The organism is Porphyromonas macacae DSM 20710 = JCM 13914 (assembly GCF_000379945.1).
GTDB classification, from domain to species: domain Bacteria; phylum Bacteroidota; class Bacteroidia; order Bacteroidales; family Porphyromonadaceae; genus Porphyromonas; species Porphyromonas macacae.
The window spans coordinates 1-24,773 of the sequence record NZ_KB904133.1 but is presented as its reverse complement, the minus strand read 5'-3'; the positions used below and the strand labels follow the sequence as shown (position 1 = coordinate 24,773).

Here is a 24,773-nt window from a genome sequence, read left to right as displayed (position 1 = left end):
AAATGCGAGAAGAAAAGGTGAATTAAACGTTTAACTTGATTCATAAAATGAATGTTTGATTTACAACCAAAAATATTTCATATGCAAAGGTCTTTATTTGGTGTTACGAACTTATTGATTGGAGGTTAAGGTTTTCTTAAATTCTTGGATAACGATTTGCTGTTGTCTTTTTTGATGTAGATAAATATTAAAAAGAATAATATGTGTTCTTAGAAGTTCGTTTATTAATATAGATTAAAGCCATCCCTGCTTGAATCTTTTGGCTAAATTTGTATTTAATATTAGAAAATGAATTTGTTCATGGATAAAAAAGATACGACTAAGAACAAACGTTGCTTCGTTTCTTTGATCAAGAGACTCTACGATTTGCCGTTTATAAACAAATGGCTGATTTTTGTAATGGATGTTCTCTTCGCTTTTGTTGCATCATTTATCGTTTTGCCGAAATCTGTTCGAGACGGATTATTGAATAAGTACGATGGTATTTGGCCGTTGTTGATATGTCTGGTTATTTCCATCTTAATCGTTTTAATCTTTGCTACTCATAAAAGGATTATCCGCCACTCTACTTTTACGGAGGTAAATCGCGTAACCATTGCGATGTTTGCTAAAAGTCTGCTCTTTTATCTTGTTTTGCTATTCCTGATACCAGATTTCAAAAGATATTATTTTGTGGCTTTTCTTTTGGATTGGATTCTTTCCAGTTTCTTTTTGATTACGGTACGCTCATTTATGGTAAATCTGTATCATCGCGTGATCCGGCCACATGCAAAAAGCAAGAAAACATGGATATACGGTATCGGCCCCCGGAGTGCTAATCTGACGAACTTTTTGGCGTCCGGTTTAATGCCGCCGTTTTTGCCGACTCTGGTTATTACGCGGGATAAAAGCAACAAAGGATTGCGGCTTAATGGTCTGCCTATCGTTATGATAAAAGATAGGTCCGATATCAAATCTCTCATAGAAACATACGGTTCCCCGGATGTAATTCTTTTCCCGGACTCCACATCTGTGCATCAGGAAAAAAACAGTCTTTTGGAGTTTTTTATGAATAACGGCATCGAACTGATGATGGCTCCGGATTATGAAACGCTTGCCGATCCGAAGCAGGCAAAGAGGCGTATCCGTGAAATTCGCATTGAAGATCTGCTTGGGCGTCCGGTGATTGATATGCCGATGGATAATGTGCGAAAAGAGTTGGAAGGTAAAACCGTTTTAATCACCGGAGCTGCCGGATCTATCGGTAGCGAGATCGTACGCCAGGTTTCCAGAATGAATGTTAAACAGCTTGTTTTATTCGATAATGCAGAGTCTCCTCTGCATAATATACGTCTGGAAATAGAAAAGAGATACCCGGGTTTACTGTTGTCTCCCATCATCGGAGATGTGCGTTCCGAGGAGAGGTTGCGTTATGTTTTTGAGCGATTCCATCCGCAATATATTTTCCATGCGGCAGCTTATAAACATGTGCCGTTAATGGAGGAAAATCCGTGCGAAGCTGTCGGTGTGAACGTGAAGGGAACGAATTTTCTGACTCGCTTGGCTGTTGAATATGGCGTGGATAAATTTGTGATGGTGTCGACGGATAAAGCCGTTAATCCTACGAATGTCATGGGGGCAACCAAACGTGTAGCCGAAGTGATTGTGCAAAATATCGACACAGAGATAAAAACGGGAAAACTCAAAGGTATCACACAGTTTATTACTACTCGCTTCGGTAATGTGCTCGGGTCGAACGGTTCTGTTATACCTTTGTTCAGACAGCAAATAGAGCAGGGAGGCCCCGTTACCGTTACGCACCCAGATATTATCCGATTCTTTATGACCATACCTGAGGCTTGTTCGCTCGTTTTGGAGGCCGGAACTATGGGGCAAGGGGGCGAGATTTTTGCTTTCGATATGGGAGAGCCGATGAAGATAGATGATCTGGCAAGGAATATGATCAAACTCTCCGGCTTTAAGCCCGATGTCGATATTAAAGTAGAGTATACCGGATTACGTCCGGGAGAAAAGTTGTTTGAAGAGGTCCTGGATGACAAGGAAACGACTTTGCCAACGACACATCCCAAGATTCGTGTTGGAAAGGTTCGTGAAGTGAACTCTGAAAAGATAGTCATGCAGGTAAAAGAAATGATCAGACTTTCAGAGGAGATCAGACCGATGGAAACCGTAGCGGCGATAAAGGCTCTGCTTCCGGAATATACGAGTAAGAACTCCCCCTACGAGGTATTGGATAAGAAATAAAACCATCTTGAGTACGCACACATGAGGAGGCTGTGTCAAAATTCATTTTTGGCACAGCCTCTTTTTTTATTCCTCATCCAACGACAAAGCCCCAACTTTCACAAGCTAGGGCTTCGTTCGTTCACTAAGTTTGAGTAACTTAGCAAATATCAATTACTTAATGAATACAAAGTTACACTTTCGTCCTTACATATCCGACCCCATCCTGCTATTTCCTGCAGAACTTGGTCAAGATATTGATGCCAATGACCCTGTGCGCCTGGTCAACAGCATTGTAGATTCGCTGAATTTAGAATCAATCCTCTTTTTTATTAAAAGACTTGATGGTGAGTCCGTTTTCTCTTGGCGTAATCTGCTCTAATGGCTATTTTTGCAGTAGGATTAATAATGATTCCTTAACGTTTAAGACAGACCTATAGCATTCGCTTATGATATCAATCGATGAATTGTATGTACTTTTTCGTCGACATCGGATTATAACAACCGATAGCCGGAAAATAGAGCCGGGGGCTATTTTCTTTGCCCTGAAAGGGGAAAAATTTGACGGTAATGATTACGCTCTCCCGGCCTTGGCAGCCGGTGCTGCTTATGCCGTGGTCGATCGTGCCGATTTGGCGGACCGTCATAACGGATGTTTGCCGGTCCCGAACGTTTTACAGGCGTTGCAGGAATTGGCGCGTCATCACAGGAGACAGGTCGGTATTCCTATCATTGCCATTACCGGAACCAATGGAAAAACGACTACCAAAGAGCTTATTGCTGCTGTACTGAAAAAGAAATATAATCTGTTATATACACAAGGTAATCTGAATAATCATATCGGAGTCCCGTTGACCCTTTTGCAGATGCAGGAGGATCATCAATTGGGTTTGGTGGAAATGGGTGCAAGCAAACCTGGCGATATTAAAGAATTGGTAGAGATTGCAGAGCCGAACTTCGGGCTGATTACCAATATCGGAAAAGCCCATTTGGCAGGTTTTGGCTCTTTGGAAGGAGTTCGAAAGACCAAAGGGGAGGTGTATGATTATCTTAAAGTCCACGAAGGAGTTGTTTTTGTTAATGCGGATGATAGCATATTAACCGGTATGTGCGATGGAATGTCTGTCATCGGTTATGGTACCGGTCCGGACAACTCTGTTTGCGGAAAGTTGAGAACGGAACATTCAGACGTATTCTGTTCTTTTTCCTGGAAATCTCAAATTGAACCGGAAGTGAAAGAACATCTCGTGAACACCCGGCTTATCGGTGCTTATAATTTGCCTAATGCTTTAGCTGCGGTAACGGTCGGTTTCTTTTTTGACGTGCCTTCAGATGATATTGACAAAGCACTTGAGGAATATATTCCCAACAATAGTCGCAGTCAATTGATACAGACCTCATCAAACAGTCTTATCGTGGATGCTTATAATGCCAATCCCACCAGTATGGAAGTTGCTCTTCGTAATTTTCATGCGATTAAAGACATTCGTTTCAAAGTTCTCATTTTAGGCGATATGTTGGAGCTGGGTGATGAAAGTTCGGATGCACATGCACAGATCCTGTCTGTTATTCGTGAACTTGGTCCGTGGCAGCGAGTGATTCTTGTGGGGCAGGAATTTTTACGATTGCAGACCGGTAAAGACGGATTTCTTTACTTTCCCTCAATCGAAGAACTTAAGGAGTATTTAACCCGGAATCCGATAACAGACAGCCTGATATTACTGAAAGGTTCGCATGGCATACATCTGCAAGAAATTCCTGATTTATGTTGAAGCAGTCTCTTAATCAGAAGTTGCAGCAGTCGCTGACCACTGCACAGATTCAACAAATCAAAATGTTGGAATTGCCAACAATAGAGTTGGAAACGCGCATAATGAAGGAGCTGCAGGAGAATCCGGCTTTGGACGAATCTTTTGATGAAGACGGATCGGAACAGCAAGGTGCAGAAACGGATGATTACGGAAATGATGCGGATGTAACCGATTTGGGCGATTACGGTACGGAAGACGACATCCCTGAATACAAACTCCAACAGCTTTACGATAAGAATGCCAGAAAGGAGGAAATCCCTTTTGCTGCCAATGCTCCGTCATTGGGAGAATATTTGATGCAGCAGTTGGAATTGGCACCTTTAACGGACAGAGAGAGACTGTTGGCTCCTTATATAATAGGTAATATCAATCCTGACGGATATTTATACAGAACCGTTGCCCAGCTTCAGGACGATTTGCTGTTTAAGGCCGGTATCGAGGCTGATGCTGAAGAATTGGACCGTTTGATAAAACGTGTTCAGCAGTTGGATCCTCCGGGCGTTGGTGCAAGAGATCTGCGCGAGTGTTTGTTGATACAGCTTCAGAATAAAAAAGACCAACCGAATATCAATGTTGCTTACTTGATTTTGGATAAGCATTATGATGATTTCGTGAATAAACGCTATGAGCGTTTATTCAGAGGGTTGGAAATCAGTGAAGGGCAATTGTCGGATGCTATTCATGTGATAACGGCATTGAATCCGAAACCCGGATTCGGATTGGAAGATAGGGCTGAAACCAATCTGATGCAGGTACATCCCGATTTTGTTGTGGAGGAAATGGATGGAGAATTGATGGTTTATCTGACCGATGAGCGCATGCTTCCTCCTCTAAGAGTTAATCCTCATTACCGACAAATGGCCGAGGCCTGCAAAACTCGTGGTCGTAACTGTTCTTCGGAGCAAAAAGAGGCTTTGGCTTTTGCCCGGCAAAAGGTAGAGCAGGCTCGTTGGTTTATCAGTGCCATCGAGCAACGCCGGAACACCCTGCTCCGTACGATGCAAGCCATTGCTCACAAACAGGAATCGTTTCTTAAATCCGGGGAAATGGTCGATTTAAGGCCGATGATTCTCAAAGATATTGCCGATGTCACCGGTTTTGATATCAGTACGATCAGCCGTGTGAGTAACAGTAAATATGTACAGACCGACTATGGTATATACCCCCTGAAGTTCTTTTTTAATGAAGGTATAGCAGCCGAAGATGGTGAGGAAGTCTCTACGAGAGTTGTAAAGGATGCTTTGCGTGAAGTTATAGAGGCGGAGGACGGATTGCACCCTTTATCCGATTCCGAGCTTGTAGGTTTATTGGCGGAAAGAGGTTATCCCGTAGCTCGACGAACGGTTGCCAAGTATCGCAATGAATTAGGTATACCGACGGCAAGAATGAGGAAGAAGATTTGAATACTTTTTGACAACTTATAAATCTGAATACAATGATTAATTATCTGAATGAAGCTGATATAGCCATTACTGTGTGTGATCGCGAAGGCCGCATTATAGAGATGAATGAACAGAGCCGGACGGTAAATCTTAAACCCGGTCAGGAACTTATCGGCAGCAATGTACTCGACTGTCATCCCGAACCGGCTCGTTCAATGCTGCGTGATATGATGGAGCATCGAACGAAAAATGTTTATACAATCGAAAAGAATGGCCGTAAAAAGCTGATATATCAAGTGCCCTGGTACGAAAAGGGAGAGTATATGGGGTTTGTGGAGCTCTCCATGGTAATCCCTTTCGATATGCCTCATAAGGTACGTATGCCTAAAAAAGGTTAAATCCGGAACTTCGGTATTGAAATTCTCTGCCTGATGGTTGAAAATTCTTTGCCTGACGGATTTTTAACAAAGTTAACTTGGATTTTTTTTCTTTGCCTGAAGAATTTTCAACCATCAGGCAGAGAATTTTGCAGTACACGTCAGTCAATCGTTAATAAGACACTGAGCAATGCGGTACTTCCTGGCGATGGCATACTTTGCTTTGGGAGCTCACGAGATTTTCCTCCAAAATTCTCAGACGCTCGGAGTCGGTCAAATGTTTAGACATAATTACTTCTTTTTTAACCGCTCTGAGTGTCAACTTTTTTCAGGACACGTCACAGAATTAAACGATCGACTGTCCTGCATGTGTGGTCAGCATACTTTCAGGGACGGCTTTTTTCAGCGCTGTTGTCAGAGCTTTCAGCAGTCCCAGCCGTACATAATTTTTATGATGAACCAGACGGACAACCCTCGTGGGACGTGGAATGGAGAAAGGACGCAAAAGTTTTTTACGTTCGTCTTTTAATTCTCTGCTACACAATTCCGGAAGGAAGGTGATACCGTTGCCAGATTCTACCAGTTTCATGAACCCTTGTAGGCTGCCCTCACGATAATTGAATTTCCGTTTGCTGTTTGTGCGTAATTGACAGAATTTTACCAGTTGATCTCTAAAACAGTGTCCCTCTGCCAGCAGCCACAGGCTTTCAGCCTTGACTTCGGAGCTTCTTATCGTATCCTGTTTGAATAGCTCTTCGTTTGTCGATACATAGCCGACGAACTCTTCGTAGTATAATATCTCTTCGGAAAATTCACCGTTAACCGGGTCAGTGGCCAGGATACACATATCTAATTCTCCTTCGGCCAGCATTTCTTCACATTTTGAAGTTTGCAGCTCGCTTACGTTGACAATCAGATCCGGTAGATATTTTTTTATCTGAGGCAAGAGTTTCGGAACCAGATAGGGGGCTATAGTGGGCAGAATACCTAATTTGATCGTTCCTTTCAAAGAATCTTTGGCTTCTTCGATAACTGCTTTGATTTGGTCTGCGGTGCGTATGGTTTCTTTTGCCTGGAAGATGATGTGGTAACCGATTTCTGTGGGAGCAATAGGCTGATGGCTGCGGTCGAATATCTTCACGCCCAGCTCCTCTTCGAGCTTCTGTATCATAGCGCTTAGTGTCGGTTGCGTTACTCCGCAGGCCTCGGCAGCACGTCCGAAATGCTGATGTTCGGCTAAAGAAACGATATATTCAAGTTGTTGTAAATTCATGTGTAATTTGTTTGCAGGTTGTCTCGTACAAAGATATAGGATTTTAGCTACCTTTGTTTAGATTGAGCGGGCTTCTTGTTGCTCTATACCAATCTGTTGTTTATTTTAGACATTTATGAACGTAGATATACAATCCATCAAACGCCGTTTCGGCATCATAGGCAACAGTCCTTTATTAGATCGGGCTATCGAGGTGGCAGTGCAGGTGGCTCCTACCGATATGTCCGTACTTATCATGGGTGAAAGCGGTGTGGGGAAGGAGAATTTTCCGAAAATTATACATCAATACAGTGCTCGTAAGCACCGGCAATATATAGCTGTAAACTGTGGCGCTATTCCGGAAGGTACCATAGATTCCGAACTGTTCGGACACCGGAAAGGTTCTTTTACCGGGGCCGTATCGGATCGTAAGGGCTATTTTGAGGAGGCGTCGGGCGGTACCATTTTTTTGGATGAAGTGGGTGAGTTGCCCTTGCCCACTCAGGCACGTTTACTGCGTGTTCTCGAAAGCGGGGAGTTTATTCCCGTGGGATCCAGTCAACCGCAGACTACGGATGTTCGTATTGTAGCCGCAACGAATGTGGATCTTAAGGAAGCGGTGGCCAAAGGACGTTTTAGAGAAGATCTGCTTTTTCGTTTGAATACGGTGCCTATCGTTATTCCTCCGTTGCGTAATCGGGCAGATGATATCCCACTGCTTTTCAGAAAATTTGCGGCAGACAGTGCAGACCGTTATCAGATGCCGCCTCTGAGACTCTCGGATGATGCCAGAGAGTTCATAAAACGTTACAGATGGCCGGGTAATGTGCGCGAACTTAAGAACATAACGGACCGTATCAGTATTTTGGAGTCCGAAAGACTTATCGATGCTTCCGTATTGGAGCGTTATTTGCCCGAAGATGCGAAAATGCCTTTGCATCCCGTATTAAAAGGGCGGAGTGTCGATGAGCATACTTTTAACAGCGAACGGGAGATACTTTATCAGGTGCTTTTCGATATGAAGCATGATATGAATGAGCTAAAAGCATTGGTGAATGATCTTATGCAGGGTAAGGTGCCGGTGCAGCCGGCTGCTGCCAGGCCTTCCGGCGAATTGAAAGACGACAGCCTGTCTGTCGGTCACGAAGCAAGTCCTTCTCTGACGCCTTATGTTATTTACCCTTCCGTGTCGGTTCGGGATAGAGATGCATCGAACGATGCCGGTCAGACCTCTGATGAACTGATTTATGAGGAAGAGCCGCTTTCTTTGGCGGATATGGAGCGCACCATGATCAAACGAGCCTTGCAGCGTCATGAAGGTAAGCGTAAGGCTGCAGCAGATGAATTGAAAATTTCAGAAAGAACACTTTATCGCAAACTTAAAGAATATGGAATGGATTAAACGCCACGGCCTTTACATATGGTTGCTCTTTTTATCGACGGGTATACTTGCCGGCTGTTCGGTTTCTTACAGCTTTAACGGCGGAGCCATTAACTATGATGAAGTACGCTCCATTACAATACGTGATTTTAACAATCAGGCTCCGTTGGTTTATGCTCCTTTTGCCAATAATTTTTCGGAAGCATTGCGCGACAGATATACACAGCGCACGAAATTAAGCCTGGTATCGCAGGGTGGAGACCTCTTGCTGGAAGGCAATATTACGGGGTACTCGCTGGAGCCTGTGGCCGTGCAGGAAAATGCTTTTGCAGCCCGCACGAAATTTACCGTGACAATCAGTGTGAACTATGTTAATAATGTGAATGAGAAGGAAAGCTTTGAAAAGAGCTTTTCCGCCTATCGTGAGTTCGACAGCAGTCAGATGTTCAATGATGTGCAGGATCAATTGTTGGAAGAAATTACACAGGATTTGATCAAGGAAATTTTTAACGCTACCGTAGAAAACTGGTAATTCTGAAAAAACGGAAATGACGCGAGATCAGTTATATGAATACATGAGGGATCCTCTGCTTCTTTCGGAAAAGACTCTTTCCGAGTTGCAGACTTTAGCCGATGCTTATCCTTATTGTTCCACTTTTTCTTTTCTGTATCTTTTCAATTTGGCCATAGTGGATGATGTGCGTTATCCTTCGGAATTGCGAAATCGTGCTCCTCTGCTGCCCGACAGGCGGAAACTGTACCGTATGGTTAAAGCATACAGACAGGCGGAAGTGTTGTCCGATGTTTCGGCAGAAAAACAACCGGACAGTTTTGAGCTTATCGACTCTTTTTTGGGTGAAATGCGTGCTGCAGGGGCTGATTTGCCTGATGAGCTGGTTTATAATACCGGTGGAAACCCTTCCAAAGATTATTTTTCGGAAGAACAGTTGTCCGAACAATCTTTTTCAACCGGTGCATTTGAATTGCCGGAAAAAGAAAAAAAAGAATTCCGACATGAAGCTCAATCGCATCCAAACGCTTCGGAAGCGGCAAAAGAGCATGATCTGGATGAGGAGCTTTTTACCGAAACCCTTGCCAAAATTTATATAAAACAGCAACGTTACGATAAGGCATTGCGTATAATTCGGTCGATTAACTTGAATTTTCCCGAAAAAAACCGTTACTTTGCAGACCAAATAAGATTTTTAGAAAAACTGATTAGTAATAATCAACAAAAAACATTATAGGACAATGTACATCTTCCTTACAATCCTTATCGTATTGGCCGCCTTGTTTTTGGTGTTCATCGTGGTCATTCAGAATTCAAAGGGCGGGGGCTTAGCCGCCGGATTTGCATCCAGCAATCAGATTATGGGTGTGCGTAAAACCACAGACTTTCTGGAGAAGACCACATGGTGGCTGGCGGGTATTATTGCCGTACTGAGCATCGTTTCGGCTCACTTTTTGCATACCGGTAAGGTAAACCCGGAGACGAACATGCAGAAAGCCATTGAACAGAAAGCGGTATTGCCTCAACCCAAGGCTACGGCTTCCCCTAATTTCGGAAACGAAGTACAGGAAACGGCGCCTGCTGCTACGGAAAATCCTGCACAACCGGTAGAGGAAACACCTGCCGAACCCGCTACGTCTGCAAATTAACTATTGATAAACCATAGGTTGAGCGATACTCTCGTCGGGGTATCGCTTTTCTTGTCTGTATCTGTTCTCTTTTTTTATGCTCATTCGATTTGTGTGTTATCGGTAACTGATATAATTCGGGTGATTTGACTGTGATTTATATGCAGGTTATTCGAGAATAGGAGTATAGGACATTTGTTTCATTTTCAAGTCGTATCTTTGAAACCTGCATTTTGAATGGTACGGGGTATAGAAACGAAGGATGAACGATATTCTGTTTGATATGTTCGAGCAACGCATGGGTGAAATTACCCGGAGCGGTTCTTTGCGGATGTTGAAGCCGTTAACCCATAGCGGTGCATACATTGTAACCGAAGATGGAAAGCGGATGCTCAATTTTTCGGGTAACGATTATCTGGGTCTTGCTGCCCGTGGAGATATTCGGCAACCCGAAGGCTTCGATATGGGCAGTACCTCCAGTGCTCTCCTGACCGGATACTATCATGTGATGGCCGATTTGGAAAAACAGATAGCCGAGCAGTTCGGGCGTGAAGCTGCGCTGATTTTTAACAGTGGTTATCACATGAATACCGGCATAGTACCTGCTTTGGTTGATGATAAAACTTTGATTGTAGCCGATAAACTGGTTCATGCCAGTATGATAGACGGTATGAAGTTGTCCGGTGCTCCTTTCGAGCGTTTCAGACATAATGATTTAAGCCATCTGGAGAAGATCCTTCAACGAAAATCTGCCTCTTATCGAATGATTATCGTCATGGTCGAAAGTGTTTACAGCATGGACGGCGATGTATCGGATTTGAAAGCGTTGGTTGAGATCAAACGGCGTTACCCTCAGGTTATGCTGTATGTGGACGAAGCGCATGCCGTCGGGGTACGGGGAGCGAGAGGACTGGGGCTGGCAGAAGAGACCGATACGGTGTCCGATATCGATTTACTTTGCGGCACCTTTGGTAAAGCTTTTGCCTCCATGGGTGCTTATGTCGTCTGCGATGATGTGGTACGCCGTTTGCTGGTGAACCGTTGTCGTCCCCTGATTTTTTCAACGGCTTTGCCTCCGTCTGTCATTGCTTATACCCGTGCCGTCTGGCAGGCCTTGCCCGGGATGCAGAACGAGCGTTTACGCCTTCAGGAATGGAGCGGAAAGTTCAGACAGTTTCTTATTCATAAAGGTATCTCGATGCCTTCGGAAAGTCATATTATTCCGTGGATTTTAGGCGAAAACAGTAAGGCTGTGGAAGTAGCCGAGCAGTTACAGAAGTTGGGTTATTATGTGTTGCCCATTCGTCCGCCTACCGTACCGAAAGGAACGGCACGTCTACGGTTTTCTCTGACTGCCGAGACCCCTGTCGACGGTCTGATGGAGGCCATCGACAGTTTGATCTGAAAATGAAGTTTGTACAATGCAGATAAAACTATATAAAAACAATTTAACCGAGACAGCTCGAACGCTGATTCTTTTTTTTAACGGTTGGGCCATGACGCCGGAGTCGGTGGAGCATTTGATGCTGCCGGCAGATACGGATTTATTAGTCGTTTGGGATTACAGGGACGAGCAGATGCCTTCATTCGATTTCACTGCATATAAAATTATAAGATTGACAGCCTGGTCTATGGGCGTATGGGCTGCAAATCGATTTCTGAGCGATCCGCATAATAAGGCTTTGGCTGAAGTTGTCGGTTGCAACGGTGTGGCCATATGCGGAACGAGTTATCCTGTGCATGATTGCTACGGCATACCGGAAGCAGTTTTTAATGGAACACTGAATGCTTTGAATGATGAGAACAGAAAGAAATTCAACCGAAGGATGTGTGGTGGTAAATCATTGAAAACCTTGTTTGAAGCATTGGAGAAACGGCCAACCTACGAAATACGCAGTGAGTTGGCTGCAGTTTCCGATTATGAGCAGAAGAGAGAGCGCCCGGAAGATCAATCTGTTTGTAAATACCCATGGTGGAAGATGGCATTGATCGGGATGTCCGACCGCATTATTCCTCCGGCCAATCAATTGGCCTACTGGAAATCCTGTGATGTACAGATTAAGGAGCTTCAAGGGGTAGCTCATTATCCGTTTTTGAATCGGCAGCATTGGGATGAGCTATGGGCATAAAGAATACTGTTAATAAGCAGTTGGTGGCACAGCGGTTTAAGGCCGCTCGTCCTACGTACGATGCTGAAGCAAAAGTGCAATTGCATATTGCCGATCGCCTTTCCCGCGAACTCGATTTGTTTTACCCCGGTAAGCACTTTGAGTCCGTTTTGGAGGTGGGCTGCGGTACCGGGGTGTTGACAGCTCGATTGGATAGTACGCTCGATATTCAAAAATGGACATTTAATGACTTGGATGAATCCTTGCCGTTGAGCTCTAATATCTGTTTGCGCAATCCGCATCGTATTTGTTATATCAGCGGAGATGCCGAACAGATCGATTTGGGGCGAGGGTATGATATGATTGTTTCCGCCTCCACGATGCAATGGTTTACTCAACCCAAACTCTTTCTGCAATCTTTGCCCGGCCGTTTGAATAAACAAGGAATTCTGTTAATCTCCACATTCGGAAAAAACAACTTGCATGAAGTACGTACGCTTACGGGGCATGGTCTGCAATACTGCGGAGTCGAAGATTTGCACAAATGGCTTTCTATGTCTTTTTCGCGTGTAAAAGTGTTGGAGGAGCATGTAACATTTGCTTTTGAAACGGGACGGCAGGTGTTGGAGCATCTGAAGAAAACCGGCGTAGGGGCTGCTCCCGGGCCGCAGGAGCGGTGGACACCGGGACGGATGAAAAGATTTTGTAAAGAATATGCCGAGATTTACGGTACGGATGCAGGCTTTTTGCCGCTGACGTATCATCCGGTCTATTTGTTGGCACAACTGTAAGGTTATTATTGTTTAGATTATAATAAGGGGTGCGAAGTTGTTAAATAAATTGAAAAAATAGTTAATTTTACAAGGAAGAAGGGGTTAATAATCCTGTCTTCTTTTTGTCAAGTGGGAAACTGTGTTTGATACGCTACGTTGATATATAACCATTTGGTTGAACAACTCCTTTTGCCCTGACTTGATATTTTGTCAGACAGACCTGTCAGAACGAAGAAAAAGCATAACTATGAACATTAATAATAAAGCCCGTCTGGACGCTGCCCGTTTCTCTGAAAAAGTAGACGGTAAGGAAGTACGCCTTTATACGTTGACCAATAAGTGTGGAGCGGAAGCTCATATCACAAATTTGGGGGCAAAGTTGGTTTCCCTGGTGGTGCCATCGAAAGAAGGATGGACGGACGTAGTGATCGGACACGATTCGATCCAGGACTATATCCGCTCCGAGGAAGCTTATTTCGGAGCCATTTGCGGACGCTATGCCAATCGGATAGCCAAAGGTATTTTTTCCATTGACGGACAAACTTATCATCTGCCGGTAAATAACGGACCGAATAGTTTGCATGGAGGTGTAAAAGGTTTTAATGCGGTTGTTTGGACTGCAAGCCAATTGGATGACAATCGTTTGCAACTTAAGTACCAATCAGCTGACGGTGAGGAGGGATATCCCGGAAATCTTGATGTGACGGTATGCTATACGCTTACGGATGATAATGAGCTGGCTGTTTCTTATACGGCAGAGACGGATAAACCAACCGTTCTCAATCTGACCAATCATGCTTATTTTAATCTTTCGGGAAATGGCGATACGTCTATTGCAGATCATATCCTGACGATCAATGCACGCGAATATCTGCCTACGGATGAAACGGCTATTCCTTACGGCAAAGCTGAGCCGGTGGCCGGTACTCCGATGGATTTTACCGAACCTGTATCCGTGGGTTTGCGGATAGATGAAGACACCGACCAGCTCCGTTGGGCACGAGGCTACGACCATACTTACATATTGGATAAAGAGCCCGGCAAATTGGGATTCGCAGCACGTGTCGGATCGCCTAAAACTTCTATTGTGATGGAAGTTTATACCGATCAACCGGGCGTACAGTTGTACACCGGGAATTGGATGAGTGGAAATATGCGCGGCAAGCACGATGCCCGCTATCCTGCACGTGCGGCTCTTTGCCTTGAAACCCAGCATTTTCCGGACAGTCCCAATAAACCCGAATATCCGAGCACACGCCTCAATCCCGGCGAACTTTTTGAGAGTGTTACCGTGTTTAAGTTTACAGTGGAATAATTAGAATAAAAATAATCAAATACAAAACTTTATCATGAATGGAGTAAAACAACAACAGCCGAACTACCTGGTGCCATTTATCATTATGGTGGTGCTGATGTCTCTTATCGGGCTTATTACGAATCTCAACCAGCAGTTTCAGGGTCCTATGCAGGCTGCTTATCTTTTAATGGGGGGGAGTTGGACAAATACTTTGACGGTTCTTCTGACTTTTTCGTTTTTCCTGGCCTATTTGATTATGGGCCCTTCCACAAGCCGCTACATCGATAAGAACGGATATAAAAAATCTCTTATCTTCGGTTTGATCATTTTGATTGCTGCTTTCGGTTTGTTCGAACTTTCCGCTTATGTATTCGACAAATTCGATTTGCCTAATTTTCAGGCGTCCATAGATGAAGCCAAATCTATTCTGGCTTTGAAAGGAGACGGGACGGTCTCCGATATAGAAGCTATGAAGAGTTTGGCAGCAACAACCGGAAACTTTCAGGTAGAATTAACGGGTAAAACCCAGGAGTTCAAGTCTCTTTTGTATCTCAAAGATATTACGATTCCGTTTGCATATTATATTTTCCTTTTTGCCGCCTTTGTTGCCGGTACGGCTTTGACCTATTTACAGGCTGTGGTTAATCCTTATTTGGTGGCCTGCGATGTAACGGGTACATCTCCGGTACAACGTCAGAGCATTGCAGGTACCGGAAACTCCGCCATGACTACCGTAGGCCCGCTTATCGTTGCCTATTTGATTTTCAGTGGAAAGGAGGGGCTGGACATCAATATTACTTCTTTGTATATACCTATTCTTGTGCTTATCGTGCTCACCGGTATCATCATCTTCGTGTTAAAGGGGATTCATTTGCCCAATATCGCTGCTGCAGAGAAGAAAGGGAACGAAGTATTGGAGAAAAGCGTATGGAGTTTTTCACATCTTGCACTTGGAGTTGTAGCTATCTTCGTTTACGTCGGTGTAGAAGTGGCTGTCGGTGCCAATATCAATTTATATGCTATTGATCAGGGATTTATGTTGAAAGTGGCAGCCAAAATGGCTACATTGTATTGGGGCGGTCTGCTTGTCGGACGTTTTATCAGCAGTTTCCTGAGTAGAGTAGGTGCCAATATCCAATTGATTATCGCTTCTATCGGAGCCGGTATTCTGGTACTTATTGCCATGATTACCAATAACCCGTGGGTACTGGTGGGTGTAGGTTTGTTCCACTCTATTATGTGGCCTGCCATCTTCTCTTTGGCTATCGATAAACTCGGTAAATATACTTCTAAGGGTACCGGTGTTCTGATGATGGGGGTTGTGGGGGGTGCCGTGCTTCCTTTGCTTCAGGGACTGACTGCAGATATGATGGGTTGGCAGTGGACGTGGATTATCGTTGTAGCGGGCGAAGCTTATCTTCTGTATTACGCGATGGCCGGTTATAAGGTTAAGCAGTTGCCTTGATTGTTTGTTTTTTACTGAATTCAACAGATATGGACATTTTAGATATTCGTAATAAGTTTACCGAATTGTATGGAGAGCCGGGAATTCTTTATACTTCTCCCGGGCGAATCAATTTGATTGGGGAACATACCGATTATAATGGCGGTTTTGTGTTCCCGGGTGCCGTGGATAAGGGAATAACGGCAGAGATTCGGTTGAATGGTTCAGACAGGGTACGTGCTTTTGCTTTGGATTTGAATGAGTCGGCGGAGTTCGGTTTGAAAGAAGAAGATGCACCTGCTCAGAGTTGGGCACGTTATATATTCGGTATATGCCGTGAGATTCAGAAAAAAGGACATTCGATCGGTGGGTTTGATACCGTATTCAAGGGTGATGTGCCTTTGGGGGCCGGCATGAGCTCTTCGGCTGCTCTGGAAAGTACCTTCGCTTTTGCGCTGAATGATCTTTTTAAGCTGAATATCAGACCTTTTGATCTTGCTTTGATGGGGCAGGCTACAGAGCATAACTACTGTGGTGTAAAGTGCGGTATCATGGACCAGTTTGCCAGTGTTTTCGGCAAAGAAGGGCAGCTGATGTGTCTGGACTGCCGGAGTCTGGACTATCAATATTATCCGTTCGATCCGAAAGGCTATAAACTGGTTTTGGTGGACAGTGTGGTAAAGCATGAGCTGGCCAGTAGTGCCTATAATAAACGTCGTGAAAGCTGTGAGCGTGTTGTGGAAGCTATAGCCGGGAAATACCCCGACGTCAAGTTCTTACGTGATGTCGACATGGATATGCTCAAAGAGGTAAAAAATCAGGTCGGTGAAGAAGACTATAAACGGGCTGAATACGTTATTGAAGAAATTCAACGTGTCCTTGATGTTGCCGATGCTTTGGTGGCTAAAGACTATGAGACTGTTGGACAGAAGATGTACGAAACCCATGAGGGCATGAGCAAATTGTATGAGGTGAGCTGTGAGGAGCTGGATTATCTGAACCATGTGGCCAAGCAGTGCGGCGTGACCGGTTCCCGGGTGATGGGCGGAGGCTTTGGCGGTTGTACCATTAATCTGGTTAAAGAAGGTTTGTACGATGGATTTATTCGTGAAGTAAAACGTCGTTATCTGGAAAAGTTCGGTAGAGAACCCAAGATATACGATGTCGTAATTTCAAACGGTTCGAGAAAAATCGAGCAGTAGAAAAAGAATCTTGCTTCAGCAGACATAAAACGGTTGCCCGGCGATTGGAAAAGCTCGGACAGCCGTTTTTTGTCTCTGCTAAAATCGCTACCTTTGATACATTAGGGCCGTTACAAGGCTATGTAGAGCTGAAGATGCCCATTAGTGAGAATGAAGCAGATAAAACAGTATTGATATGAATCTTGAACACCAGGGCTGTATGAATCATCCTGAAAACAGTGCAGAGTATAAAGGTCTGAAAGTAAATCGAGGCGTGAATCCCAAGCCTGTGGTTAATCCTAATCTGAGACGGGTACGCAGACAGAATTTAACGGTACAGGAGTATATTGACGGAATACTGCGTGGTGATATAACCATCTTAAGCCGTGCAGTTACCCTTGTCGAGAGTAATCTTGCCGATCATCAAAAGATCGCTCAGCAGATTATCGAAGGTTGTTTGCCTCATAGCGGTAAATCCATGCGAATAGGTATAACCGGTGTGCCGGGTGCCGGTAAAAGTACGAGTATCGATGCTTTCGGCATGCATCTCATCAAGCAGGGTCGGAAATTGGCCGTTCTTGCCATAGACCCCAGCAGTGAGCGCAGTGGCGGTAGCATTTTGGGCGATAAAACAAGAATGGATAAATTATCTAAAGAGAAAAATGCTTTTATCAGGCCCAGTCCGTCTGCCGGCTCTTTGGGCGGTGTTGCCCGGAAAACGCGGGAGACTATTATTCTTTGCGAAGCTGCCGGTTTCGATATGATTTTTGTGGAAACCGTGGGAGTGGGGCAGAGTGAAACGGCTGTTCACTCCATGGTGGATTTCTTTCTGCTTATTCAACTGGCCGGTACCGGCGATGAACTTCAGGGTATTAAACGCGGTATCATGGAGATGGCGGACGGTATCATAATCAATAAAGCAGATGGCGATAATATAGATAAGGCTAATTTGGCGGCATCGCATTTTAGAAATGCTTTGCATCTGTTCCCTTTGGCAGACTCCGGCTGGAAGCCCCGAGTGCTTACCTATTCGGGTTTCTACTCGCTGGGTATCAAAGAAATATGGGATATGGTGGACGAATACCGGCATTTTACCTTGGATAACGGTTTCTTTTATGAGAAACGTCAGCGCCAAACCAAGTGGTGGATGTATGAAGCCATCAATGATGAACTGCGCCATTCGTTCTATAGCAATGAAAGAGTGCAGGCCATACAAAGTTCGATCGAGTCACGTGTACTTTCCAATTCCATTTCTCCGTTTATCGGAGCTCATGAGATGATTAAGACTTATTTCGAATCGATTAAAAATGAATCAAATTAGAATTCAACGGATTCTAAGACCGTCTGCATGAGCATTTTGCGATAAATACTCGTTGGCTTTTAGAAAGAAAAACCCTATATTTGCACACCATTAAATCGGACAAACCGGGAATTTTTCTCTGTTAGTTGCTGGCTGATAGCCGTATAACGTTTGTTTTGAAGGTTTTGTGGTCTGAAAATATTATTCTACTAATAAAATATACATACTTATTATGACTAAGGCAGAGATTGTAAGTGAAATCGCGAAGAAGACCGGCATTCAGAAAGAAGAAGCAATGGTTGTTGTGGAGCATTTTATGGATGCAATTAAGGATTCGCTTGCATCAGGTGAAAATGTGTATTTACGGGGATTTGGCAGTTTTATTGTAAAAGAGCGTGCCGCTAAGACTGCCAGAAATATTTCCAAGCAAACCACAATAATTATACCTAAACGTCGTGTACCGGCATTTAAGCCTTCCAAGATGTTTATGAGTAAAGTAAAGTAAGAGTTCATTTAAGTTTAACCCCTATAAAATTGTATTTATATGCCAAGCGGTAAGAAAAGAAAGAGACATAAGATCTCTACGCACAAGCGTAAAAAAAGACTGAAAAAGAACAGACATAAGAAAAAGTAATTAATTAAATAGTGACCGGGGTACATGAAAAAACAATTACCGTTATTTCTCTCCCCGGTTCTGTTTTAATTGATTTGATGTTTATCTAATTAATCCCTAATAAATTAAGCACATCTTTCTGTGGACAGCGAATTAATTGTTGATGTAAAGCCGAATGAGGTCTCTATGGCTATGCTGGAGGACCAAAAACTGGTGGAACTGCAACGAGAACAAAGAGACTCAGCCTTTGCCGTCGGAGATATCTATCTGGGCAAGGTGAAGAAGGTTATGCCCGGTCTCAACGCTGCATTTGTGGATGTGGGTTACAAAAAGGACGCATTCCTGCATTATTTGGATCTGGGTCCTACTTTCGGTTTGCAAAAGCGACTGATGGAAATGGTGGCTACTCAGAAGCAGATTCCGTCCATGAATAAAATCAAGGCAGAAAATCTGGAGCTGCCTAAGGACGGAAAAATAGGCGATGTATTAAAAGCGGGCGATATTCTGATGGTGCAGATCGTCAAAGAACCGATCTCTACCAAAGGGCCTCGCCTGACTACCGACATTTCATTGGCAGGCCGTAATATGGTATTGGTGCCAATGGCCGATAAGGTTTCGATAAGCCAAAAAATTCAGTCGACAGAAGAACGCGAGCGGCTAAGACAGCTTATTCTCAGCATTAAACCCAAGTTTTTCAGCTTCATCATTCGTACTTCGGCTCAAGGTAAGAGAGCTTCGGAGCTCGATAAAGAGATGCACCGGCTGGTACGCCGCTGGGAAGACCTGTTAAGCAAACTGCCCAAGGCAAAAGCTCCCAAGCTGATCTATCAGGAGCCCAGCAGGGCTTTAGGTCTGTTACGCGACACGTTTAACGCTTCTTACAAAAGTATTCATGTAAACGACAAGCCTTTCTACGAAGATATACGAGAGTATGTAGAAATGATTGCTCCCGGTCGTGAAGATATTGTACAGCTCTATAAAGGAGAGCTGCCCCTTTTTGATCAGATGGGGATAACCAAGCAGATCAAAGCGTTATTTGGCCGTACCGTAACTTATAAAAGCGGAGCTTATCTGATTATCGAACAGACAGAAGCCATGCATGTGGTGGATGTTAATAGCGGCAACCGCTCGCGCAACAGTTCCGAACAGGAAAATACAGCTGTAGACGTCAATATGTCGGCTGCCGAGGAATTGGCCAGACAGCTTCGCCTGAGAGATATGGGAGGTATTATCGTTGTCGATTTTATCGATATGCACGAAGCTCAACATCGCCAACAGCTGTATGAACATATGGTTAAGCTGATGGCCAATGACCGTGCACGGCACAATATCTTGCCTCTGAGTAAATTCGGCTTAATGCAGATAACCCGTCAGCGTGTGCGTCCTGCCATGCAAATTAATATCGAAGAGAAGTGCCCGACCTGTTTGGGTACCGGAAAGATCAAATCTTCGATCCTTTTTACCGACCGGCTGGAAGAGATTATCAGTCATTTGGTCAGAGTACAAAAAGTAACTCATTTCACAATGCACGTTCATCCTTATGTGGCTGCATACCTGAAGAAAGGGCTTCTGAATTCTATTGCCAAGCAATGGAAGTCTCGCTACTCTAAAGGTTTGCGCGTGCTGCCGAATGAAAGTTTGTCTTTCCTTGAATATAAGATATATGATAAGGAAGGTAATGAAGTCGAAATCATAGACTTTGAAGAAGGTCGTCGCAATTATGACGATTAAGAAAACAATACTTTCATTCAATATTCATCGATAAGGTAGGAGGTGTGTCAAAACTCCATTCTCCCTAAATCAACGATCATTTGTAAAGAAGAATCGCTATCAAAGAGCTGAAAACTCAATGATAGCGATTGTTTTATTTGATTAGGAAGGGTGGTAACTATCGATATGAAAGGGAACTTCTCCCAATTCCATGTTTTGACACACTCCCTTATGTTTCGTTTATCTTTTTTGTTTGCAGAATTATTAATAAGCCCCGGATTTTGTATGATCTTTCGATTTACATGCTTTGTATGAGTGTGATTTTATTTTTTTTCCAGAAAAACATGTCGGTTCGATCTAAACACAAGTGGACAACCCTGTTTTTCTGACAATTTTGTATTGATGTGCCCCGAAAAATTTAACACTCGCTGCGGTCAAATGTTTAGACATAATTGCTGTTTTTGGGGACAGTCTCGAGTATTAACTTTTTCAGTACACGCCAGAAATTGTATTTCAAGCTAAGAAGAGGTCGAACTCCCTCATCTTGCTGTCTGTTATATATAATAAAAGAAGTTGAGGTCAATACCGCTTGTGTAGTTTGAATTACAGGTTTTCCATACCGAATCTTGCTATTTCATCAATAATCGGGAGAACTTTTTCTCCCAATGGAGTGAGAGAATATTCTACTCTTGGCGGAACTTCCGGATATTGTTTCTTTTTTATGAATCCCTTATTGCAAAGAAACTTCAATTCTTCTATCAACATCTTTTCACTAATTCCCGGAATAGCTCTTTTAAGTTCTCCGTATCGAATGATTCTGTGATTGATTTGAAAAATGATGAGCAAAGTCCATTTACCTGCAAAAACCTGCATGGATTTTCTTACGGGGCAGTCTGTATCTGATATTTTTTGTTTCATTATAATTTTTTTTCTCCTTGAATATCAATAAAACTAACAATAAGGTTTGTACCATACTTTATTGTATGTACTTGACTTGTATACTGCTAATATAGAACTTTGTTTCGGTATTCGATAATATAAGTAATATGATTATGGTACAGAAGACAGAATTAGTGCATACATTTTATGCAGCTTTAGCAAAAGGAGATTTTGAAGCAGTGGGTGCTTTATTCGCAGACAATTTGGTTTGGCATCAACCCGGTCATGGATCATTATCCGGTGTTTACTCAGGCAAAGAAAATGTATTTGCTCACTTGGGAAAGATGGCGGAATTGAGTAACGGAACATTTGCCATTGATCAGATCGATTATATCACGGACAATGGAAATCTTGTTGTTGCTGCCGTCGGATTTGCTGTTTCGGCCGGAGAACATTCAATTGCAATGAAAGGAGTGGATTTATTTAGATTCGAAGGGCAGTATATTCAAGAGGTATGGCTGTTCTCCGAAAGAATCGACGAGGAAGACCGTTTTTGGACACTTTTATCGCAGAATTGAACTGAGCATAGTAGAATTAAAAACAGGCTGTTTATTCCATTGATCGGGATCATACAGTCTGTTTTTATAATGATTTATTGTCTTTTTTATTAGGCAGTTTATGATGGTTTTGTTTTTTAGGCTTTTCCGGTAGAAACATCGATGTATTTGGTTAATGATGTTTGCAGGTTGATTAAAATAAAAGAAACTTAACTATATTTGTCGGAGCCTTTTAAGTGGAGATTACATCCATGAAAGACAAAATAATCTAATCAATTAATAAAATAAATCTAACTACCAGTTATGATCATTGGAATTCCAAAAGAGATTATGCACGGTGAGGCTCGTGTGGCTGCAAGTCCCGAGGTTGTGCAAAAATTCGTGAAAGACGGATTTACCGTATTGTTTGAAAAAGGTGCCGGCGACGGAGCTTTGTATCATGATGAAGATTATGCAAAAGCAGGAGCCGAGCTTGTAGATGGCCCTCAAGCTGTTTATGACCGTTCGGAATTGATCTTGAAAGTCAAAGAACCTCTGTTCAATGAAGCATTGAATAAGCATGAGGTTGAAATGATGCACAAAGGACAGTATCTGATTACCTTCATTCACCCGGCCTCTCCTATCAACCATGATATGGTACGCAAACTGGCGGCTCAGGGCGTTACCAGTATGACCCTCGACGGTATTCCCCGTATCAGCCGTGCTCAGAATATGGATGCCCTGACTTCCATGAGTACTTGTGCCGGTTACAAGGGTATTATCATGGCTACGGATGATATCTCCAAATTTATTCCTCAAATGTTTACTGCAGTCGGTCGTATCGAACCTTGTAAGGTAATGGTTATCGGTGTCGGAGTAGCCGGTTTGCAAGCTTTGGCCACAGCCAAGCGTTTGGGTGCTGTAACGTATGCTGCCGATATTCGTCCTGCAGCTGCAGAGCAGGCCATGAGTTTGGGTGCCAAGGTAGTGGATACGGGTGTGCCTGCAGAGTTGGCGATAGCCCCCGGTGGTTATGCCAATACGTTGCCTGCCGATGTTTTGGCCAAAGAACGTGAGCATTTGCGTGCTACCATTGAAGATATGGATATTGTATTCTGCTCTGCTCTGATTCCCGGTAAAGTAGCTCCTATTCTCATTACCGAGGATATGGTCAAGAACATGCGTCGCGGTTCTGTAATCGTGGATATTTCTATCGATCAGGGCGGTAACTGTGAAATTACCCCTGCCGGTACCAAAGAAATGAAGCATGGCGTGCTTATCGAAGGTATTAAGAATATTCCGGGTCTCCTGCCCACAAGTTCTACTTGGATGTTTGCACAGAACATGTACAATCTGGTTACTTATCTTGTGAAAGATGGCAAAATGCATCTCGATCTGTCCGATAATATTACCGGATCCATCGTAGTTACCCGTGACGGCGAAATCCTGCACAAAGGAGCTCGCGAAGCTATGGGTATGAATTGATAATAATTTTTCAAGACCGGGAGGTATCCATCGGATACTCTCGGTCTGTTTTTTTCTAAATATTAAACCAACAGAATATGTCTCCAGTCATTCTGATTGCTATTTTCATCGTAGCAACAGTGATAGGCTATATGCTTATCAAAAAGGTGCCGAGTATGTTGCACACCCCCTTGATGTCGGGCATGAATGCACTAAGCGGTGTTACTGTGCTGGGTGCGATTGCTGCTACCGGAGTGGCAGCGAAGGCCGGCCAGCAAACACTTGCCGTTGTTTTGGGATTTTTGGCCATTGTTTTAGCCTCCATTAACGTAGTAGGCGGGTTTGGAGTTACAGACCGTATGCTTCGGATGTTCGATAAAAAGAAAACGAAAGGAGGGGATAGAGCATTATGAGCGCATTGTTTTATCTCGTAGCCTGTGTAATTCTTTCCATTGCAGTTATGGTGGGCATTGCTTTTATGAGCAAAGTAACCACTGCACGTTTGGGCAACAGCATCAGCAGCGTGGCTATGCTTTTAGGCATTATTCTGATTTTGGTTCACAATCAAATTTTAGCCCAGTGGGTTATTTATGTGGCACTGTTTATCGGAGGAGCTATCGGTTTCACCATGGCTAAGCGGGTCAAGATGATACAGATGCCGCAAATGGTAGCCCTGTTAAACGGTATCGGCGGAGCTGCTTCGGCTGTGGTGGGTATTATTTCTGCTTTGTCCGATAATACCGGTTCCTTATATCCGATGTTCGAACGTGCTACGGCATATTTGGCCATCGTTATCGGTATGACCACACTTGTGGGCAGTTTGGTGGCAGCCGGCAAGCTGCACAAGGTGTTGCCACAGAGGCCTTTGGTTTGGTCTTTCCACTCATGGGGCACTTCACTTTCACTGATTATTTCGTTTGCCTTTATCGTTATTGGAACTGTTAACGCCGTTGGTAATCCTTTCTGGATTGTAGCCGGATGTTTTATTTTCTCCTCACTTTTCGGTCTGTATTTTTCTGTTCGAGTGGGAGGTGCCGATATGCCCATCACTATTTCTTTGCTCAACTCTTTGAGCGGTGTGGCTGCTTCTATTGCCGGTATGGCTGTGGGAGACGTATTGCTGGTTTCCGTAGGTGCTATTGTCGGTGCTTCGGGTTTGCTGCTCACACAAATAATGTGTCGTGCCATGAACAGAAGCCTGATGTCTATTCTTTTGGGTACCGGTGCAAAGAAAGTTACTCCTAAAACGGTAGTGAGAGAGTCCGGGAAAACCGAAGTCCGGGAAATACGTGAAGAAAAGAAAGAAACGAAGACTGCCGGTAGCGTCTTGGCTTCTGCAAAGAACGTGATCATCGTTCCGGGTTACGGTATGGCCCTGGCGCAGGCACAGCATCAGGTGAAGCA

At 43.8% G+C, this 24,773-nt stretch carries 23 protein-coding genes; 21 read left to right on the top strand and 2 right to left on the bottom strand.

Features of this window, described 5'->3' with window-relative positions:
- The first annotated feature begins 300 nt into the window (after positions 1–300).
- The 4 genes from A3GI_RS0105305 (at position 301) to A3GI_RS0105285 (ending at position 5,814) form a co-directional block, all read left to right on the top strand.
- Positions 301–2,244 (top strand): UDP-N-acetylglucosamine 4,6-dehydratase family protein, encoded by a 1,944-nt coding sequence (locus A3GI_RS0105305; RefSeq protein WP_018360436.1) that lies wholly within the window; start codon positions 301–303, stop codon positions 2,242–2,244.
- Positions 2,245–2,675: 431 nt separating this feature from the next.
- Positions 2,676–3,995 carry a UDP-N-acetylmuramoyl-tripeptide--D-alanyl-D-alanine ligase gene (locus tag A3GI_RS0105295; RefSeq protein ID WP_025079654.1) on the top strand — a complete coding sequence of 440 codons (1,320 nt, stop codon included), beginning with the start codon at positions 2,676–2,678 and terminating at the stop codon, positions 3,993–3,995.
- Positions 3,989–5,437, top strand: coding sequence for an RNA polymerase factor sigma-54 (gene rpoN, locus A3GI_RS0105290; RefSeq protein ID WP_018360433.1), 1,449 nt, complete (start codon positions 3,989–3,991; stop codon positions 5,435–5,437). The genes A3GI_RS0105295 and rpoN overlap by 7 nt, the downstream gene beginning before the upstream one ends.
- Before the next feature lie 32 nt (positions 5,438–5,469).
- Positions 5,470–5,814 carry a PAS domain-containing protein gene (locus A3GI_RS0105285; RefSeq protein WP_018360432.1) on the top strand — a complete coding sequence of 115 codons (345 nt, stop codon included), beginning with the start codon at positions 5,470–5,472 and terminating at the stop codon, positions 5,812–5,814.
- 325 nt (positions 5,815–6,139) lie between these two features.
- Here A3GI_RS0105285 and A3GI_RS0105280 read toward each other — a convergent pair whose 3' ends face one another.
- Positions 6,140–7,066, bottom strand: a complete 927-nt coding sequence (locus A3GI_RS0105280) for a hydrogen peroxide-inducible genes activator (RefSeq protein WP_018360431.1) — start codon at positions 7,064–7,066, stop codon at positions 6,140–6,142.
- Positions 7,067–7,181: 115 nt separating this feature from the next.
- On the opposite strand from A3GI_RS0105280, the gene A3GI_RS0105275 reads away from it, so the two are divergent.
- The 13 genes from A3GI_RS0105275 (at position 7,182) to A3GI_RS0105215 (ending at position 20,511) form a co-directional block, all read left to right on the top strand.
- Entirely contained in the window at positions 7,182–8,447 is a 1,266-nt protein-coding gene (locus tag A3GI_RS0105275; RefSeq protein ID WP_018360430.1) for a sigma-54 interaction domain-containing protein, read from the top strand.
- Entirely contained in the window at positions 8,434–8,958 is a 525-nt protein-coding gene (gene lptE, locus A3GI_RS0105270; protein ID WP_018360429.1) for an LPS assembly lipoprotein LptE, read from the top strand. Before A3GI_RS0105275 ends, lptE begins: the two co-directional genes overlap by 14 nt.
- Positions 8,959–8,974: 16 nt before the next feature.
- Positions 8,975–9,673 (top strand): hypothetical protein, encoded by a 699-nt coding sequence (locus tag A3GI_RS0105265; RefSeq protein ID WP_018360428.1) that lies wholly within the window; start codon positions 8,975–8,977, stop codon positions 9,671–9,673.
- 4 nt (positions 9,674–9,677) lie between these two features.
- Entirely contained in the window at positions 9,678–10,085 is a 408-nt protein-coding gene (gene secG / locus A3GI_RS0105260; RefSeq protein WP_018360427.1) for a preprotein translocase subunit SecG, read from the top strand.
- 241 nt (positions 10,086–10,326) lie between these two features.
- Positions 10,327–11,469: an aminotransferase class I/II-fold pyridoxal phosphate-dependent enzyme gene (locus A3GI_RS0105255; RefSeq protein ID WP_018360426.1), complete on the top strand. Its 1,143-nt coding sequence runs from the start codon at positions 10,327–10,329 to the stop codon at positions 11,467–11,469.
- A gap of 16 nt (positions 11,470–11,485) precedes the next feature.
- On the top strand, positions 11,486–12,193 hold the full coding sequence (locus tag A3GI_RS0105250; protein WP_018360425.1) for a DUF452 family protein: 708 nt from the start codon (positions 11,486–11,488) through the stop codon (positions 12,191–12,193).
- Positions 12,184–12,963: a malonyl-ACP O-methyltransferase BioC gene (gene bioC, locus A3GI_RS0105245; RefSeq protein WP_018360424.1), complete on the top strand. Its 780-nt coding sequence runs from the start codon at positions 12,184–12,186 to the stop codon at positions 12,961–12,963. Before A3GI_RS0105250 ends, bioC begins: the two co-directional genes overlap by 10 nt.
- 229 nt (positions 12,964–13,192) lie before the next feature.
- Entirely contained in the window at positions 13,193–14,260 is a 1,068-nt protein-coding gene (locus A3GI_RS0105240; protein WP_018360423.1) for an aldose epimerase family protein, read from the top strand.
- A gap of 34 nt (positions 14,261–14,294) precedes the next feature.
- Entirely contained in the window at positions 14,295–15,707 is a 1,413-nt protein-coding gene (locus A3GI_RS0105235) for an MFS transporter (RefSeq protein WP_018360422.1), read from the top strand.
- Between the two features lie 29 nt (positions 15,708–15,736).
- Positions 15,737–16,888 (top strand): galactokinase, encoded by a 1,152-nt coding sequence (gene galK, locus A3GI_RS0105230; RefSeq protein ID WP_026215954.1) that lies wholly within the window; start codon positions 15,737–15,739, stop codon positions 16,886–16,888.
- 199 nt (positions 16,889–17,087) lie between these two features.
- Complete coding sequence (gene meaB / locus A3GI_RS0105225; RefSeq protein ID WP_025079657.1) at positions 17,088–18,188, top strand: methylmalonyl Co-A mutase-associated GTPase MeaB; 1,101 nt, start codon at positions 17,088–17,090, stop codon at positions 18,186–18,188.
- 211 nt (positions 18,189–18,399) lie between these two features.
- Positions 18,400–18,672, top strand: a complete 273-nt coding sequence (locus A3GI_RS0105220) for an HU family DNA-binding protein (protein WP_018360418.1) — start codon at positions 18,400–18,402, stop codon at positions 18,670–18,672.
- A 249-nt stretch (positions 18,673–18,921) separates the two neighbouring features.
- Complete coding sequence (locus A3GI_RS0105215) at positions 18,922–20,511, top strand: Rne/Rng family ribonuclease (RefSeq protein WP_025079658.1); 1,590 nt, start codon at positions 18,922–18,924, stop codon at positions 20,509–20,511.
- A gap of 582 nt (positions 20,512–21,093) precedes the next feature.
- On the opposite strand, the gene A3GI_RS0105210 is transcribed toward A3GI_RS0105215, so the two are convergent.
- Positions 21,094–21,408: a winged helix-turn-helix transcriptional regulator gene (locus tag A3GI_RS0105210; protein ID WP_018360416.1), complete on the bottom strand. Its 315-nt coding sequence runs from the start codon at positions 21,406–21,408 to the stop codon at positions 21,094–21,096.
- Between the two features lie 134 nt (positions 21,409–21,542).
- Here A3GI_RS0105210 and A3GI_RS0105205 point away from each other — a divergent pair, with 134 nt between their 5' ends.
- From A3GI_RS0105205 to A3GI_RS0105190, 4 genes are all read left to right on the top strand, one after another.
- Positions 21,543–21,947 carry a nuclear transport factor 2 family protein gene (locus A3GI_RS0105205; RefSeq protein WP_025079659.1) on the top strand — a complete coding sequence of 135 codons (405 nt, stop codon included), beginning with the start codon at positions 21,543–21,545 and terminating at the stop codon, positions 21,945–21,947.
- A 282-nt stretch (positions 21,948–22,229) separates the two neighbouring features.
- Positions 22,230–23,390 carry an NAD(P) transhydrogenase subunit alpha gene (locus tag A3GI_RS0105200; protein ID WP_018360414.1) on the top strand — a complete coding sequence of 387 codons (1,161 nt, stop codon included), beginning with the start codon at positions 22,230–22,232 and terminating at the stop codon, positions 23,388–23,390.
- A gap of 77 nt (positions 23,391–23,467) precedes the next feature.
- A complete protein-coding gene (locus tag A3GI_RS0105195) occupies positions 23,468–23,782 on the top strand; it encodes an NAD(P) transhydrogenase subunit alpha (RefSeq protein WP_018360413.1) in 315 nt (104 codons plus the stop codon).
- Positions 23,779–24,773: NAD(P)(+) transhydrogenase (Re/Si-specific) subunit beta (locus tag A3GI_RS0105190; RefSeq protein ID WP_018360412.1), on the top strand; the 995-nt coding region annotated here is incomplete at its 3' end. The genes A3GI_RS0105195 and A3GI_RS0105190, both read left to right, overlap by 4 nt.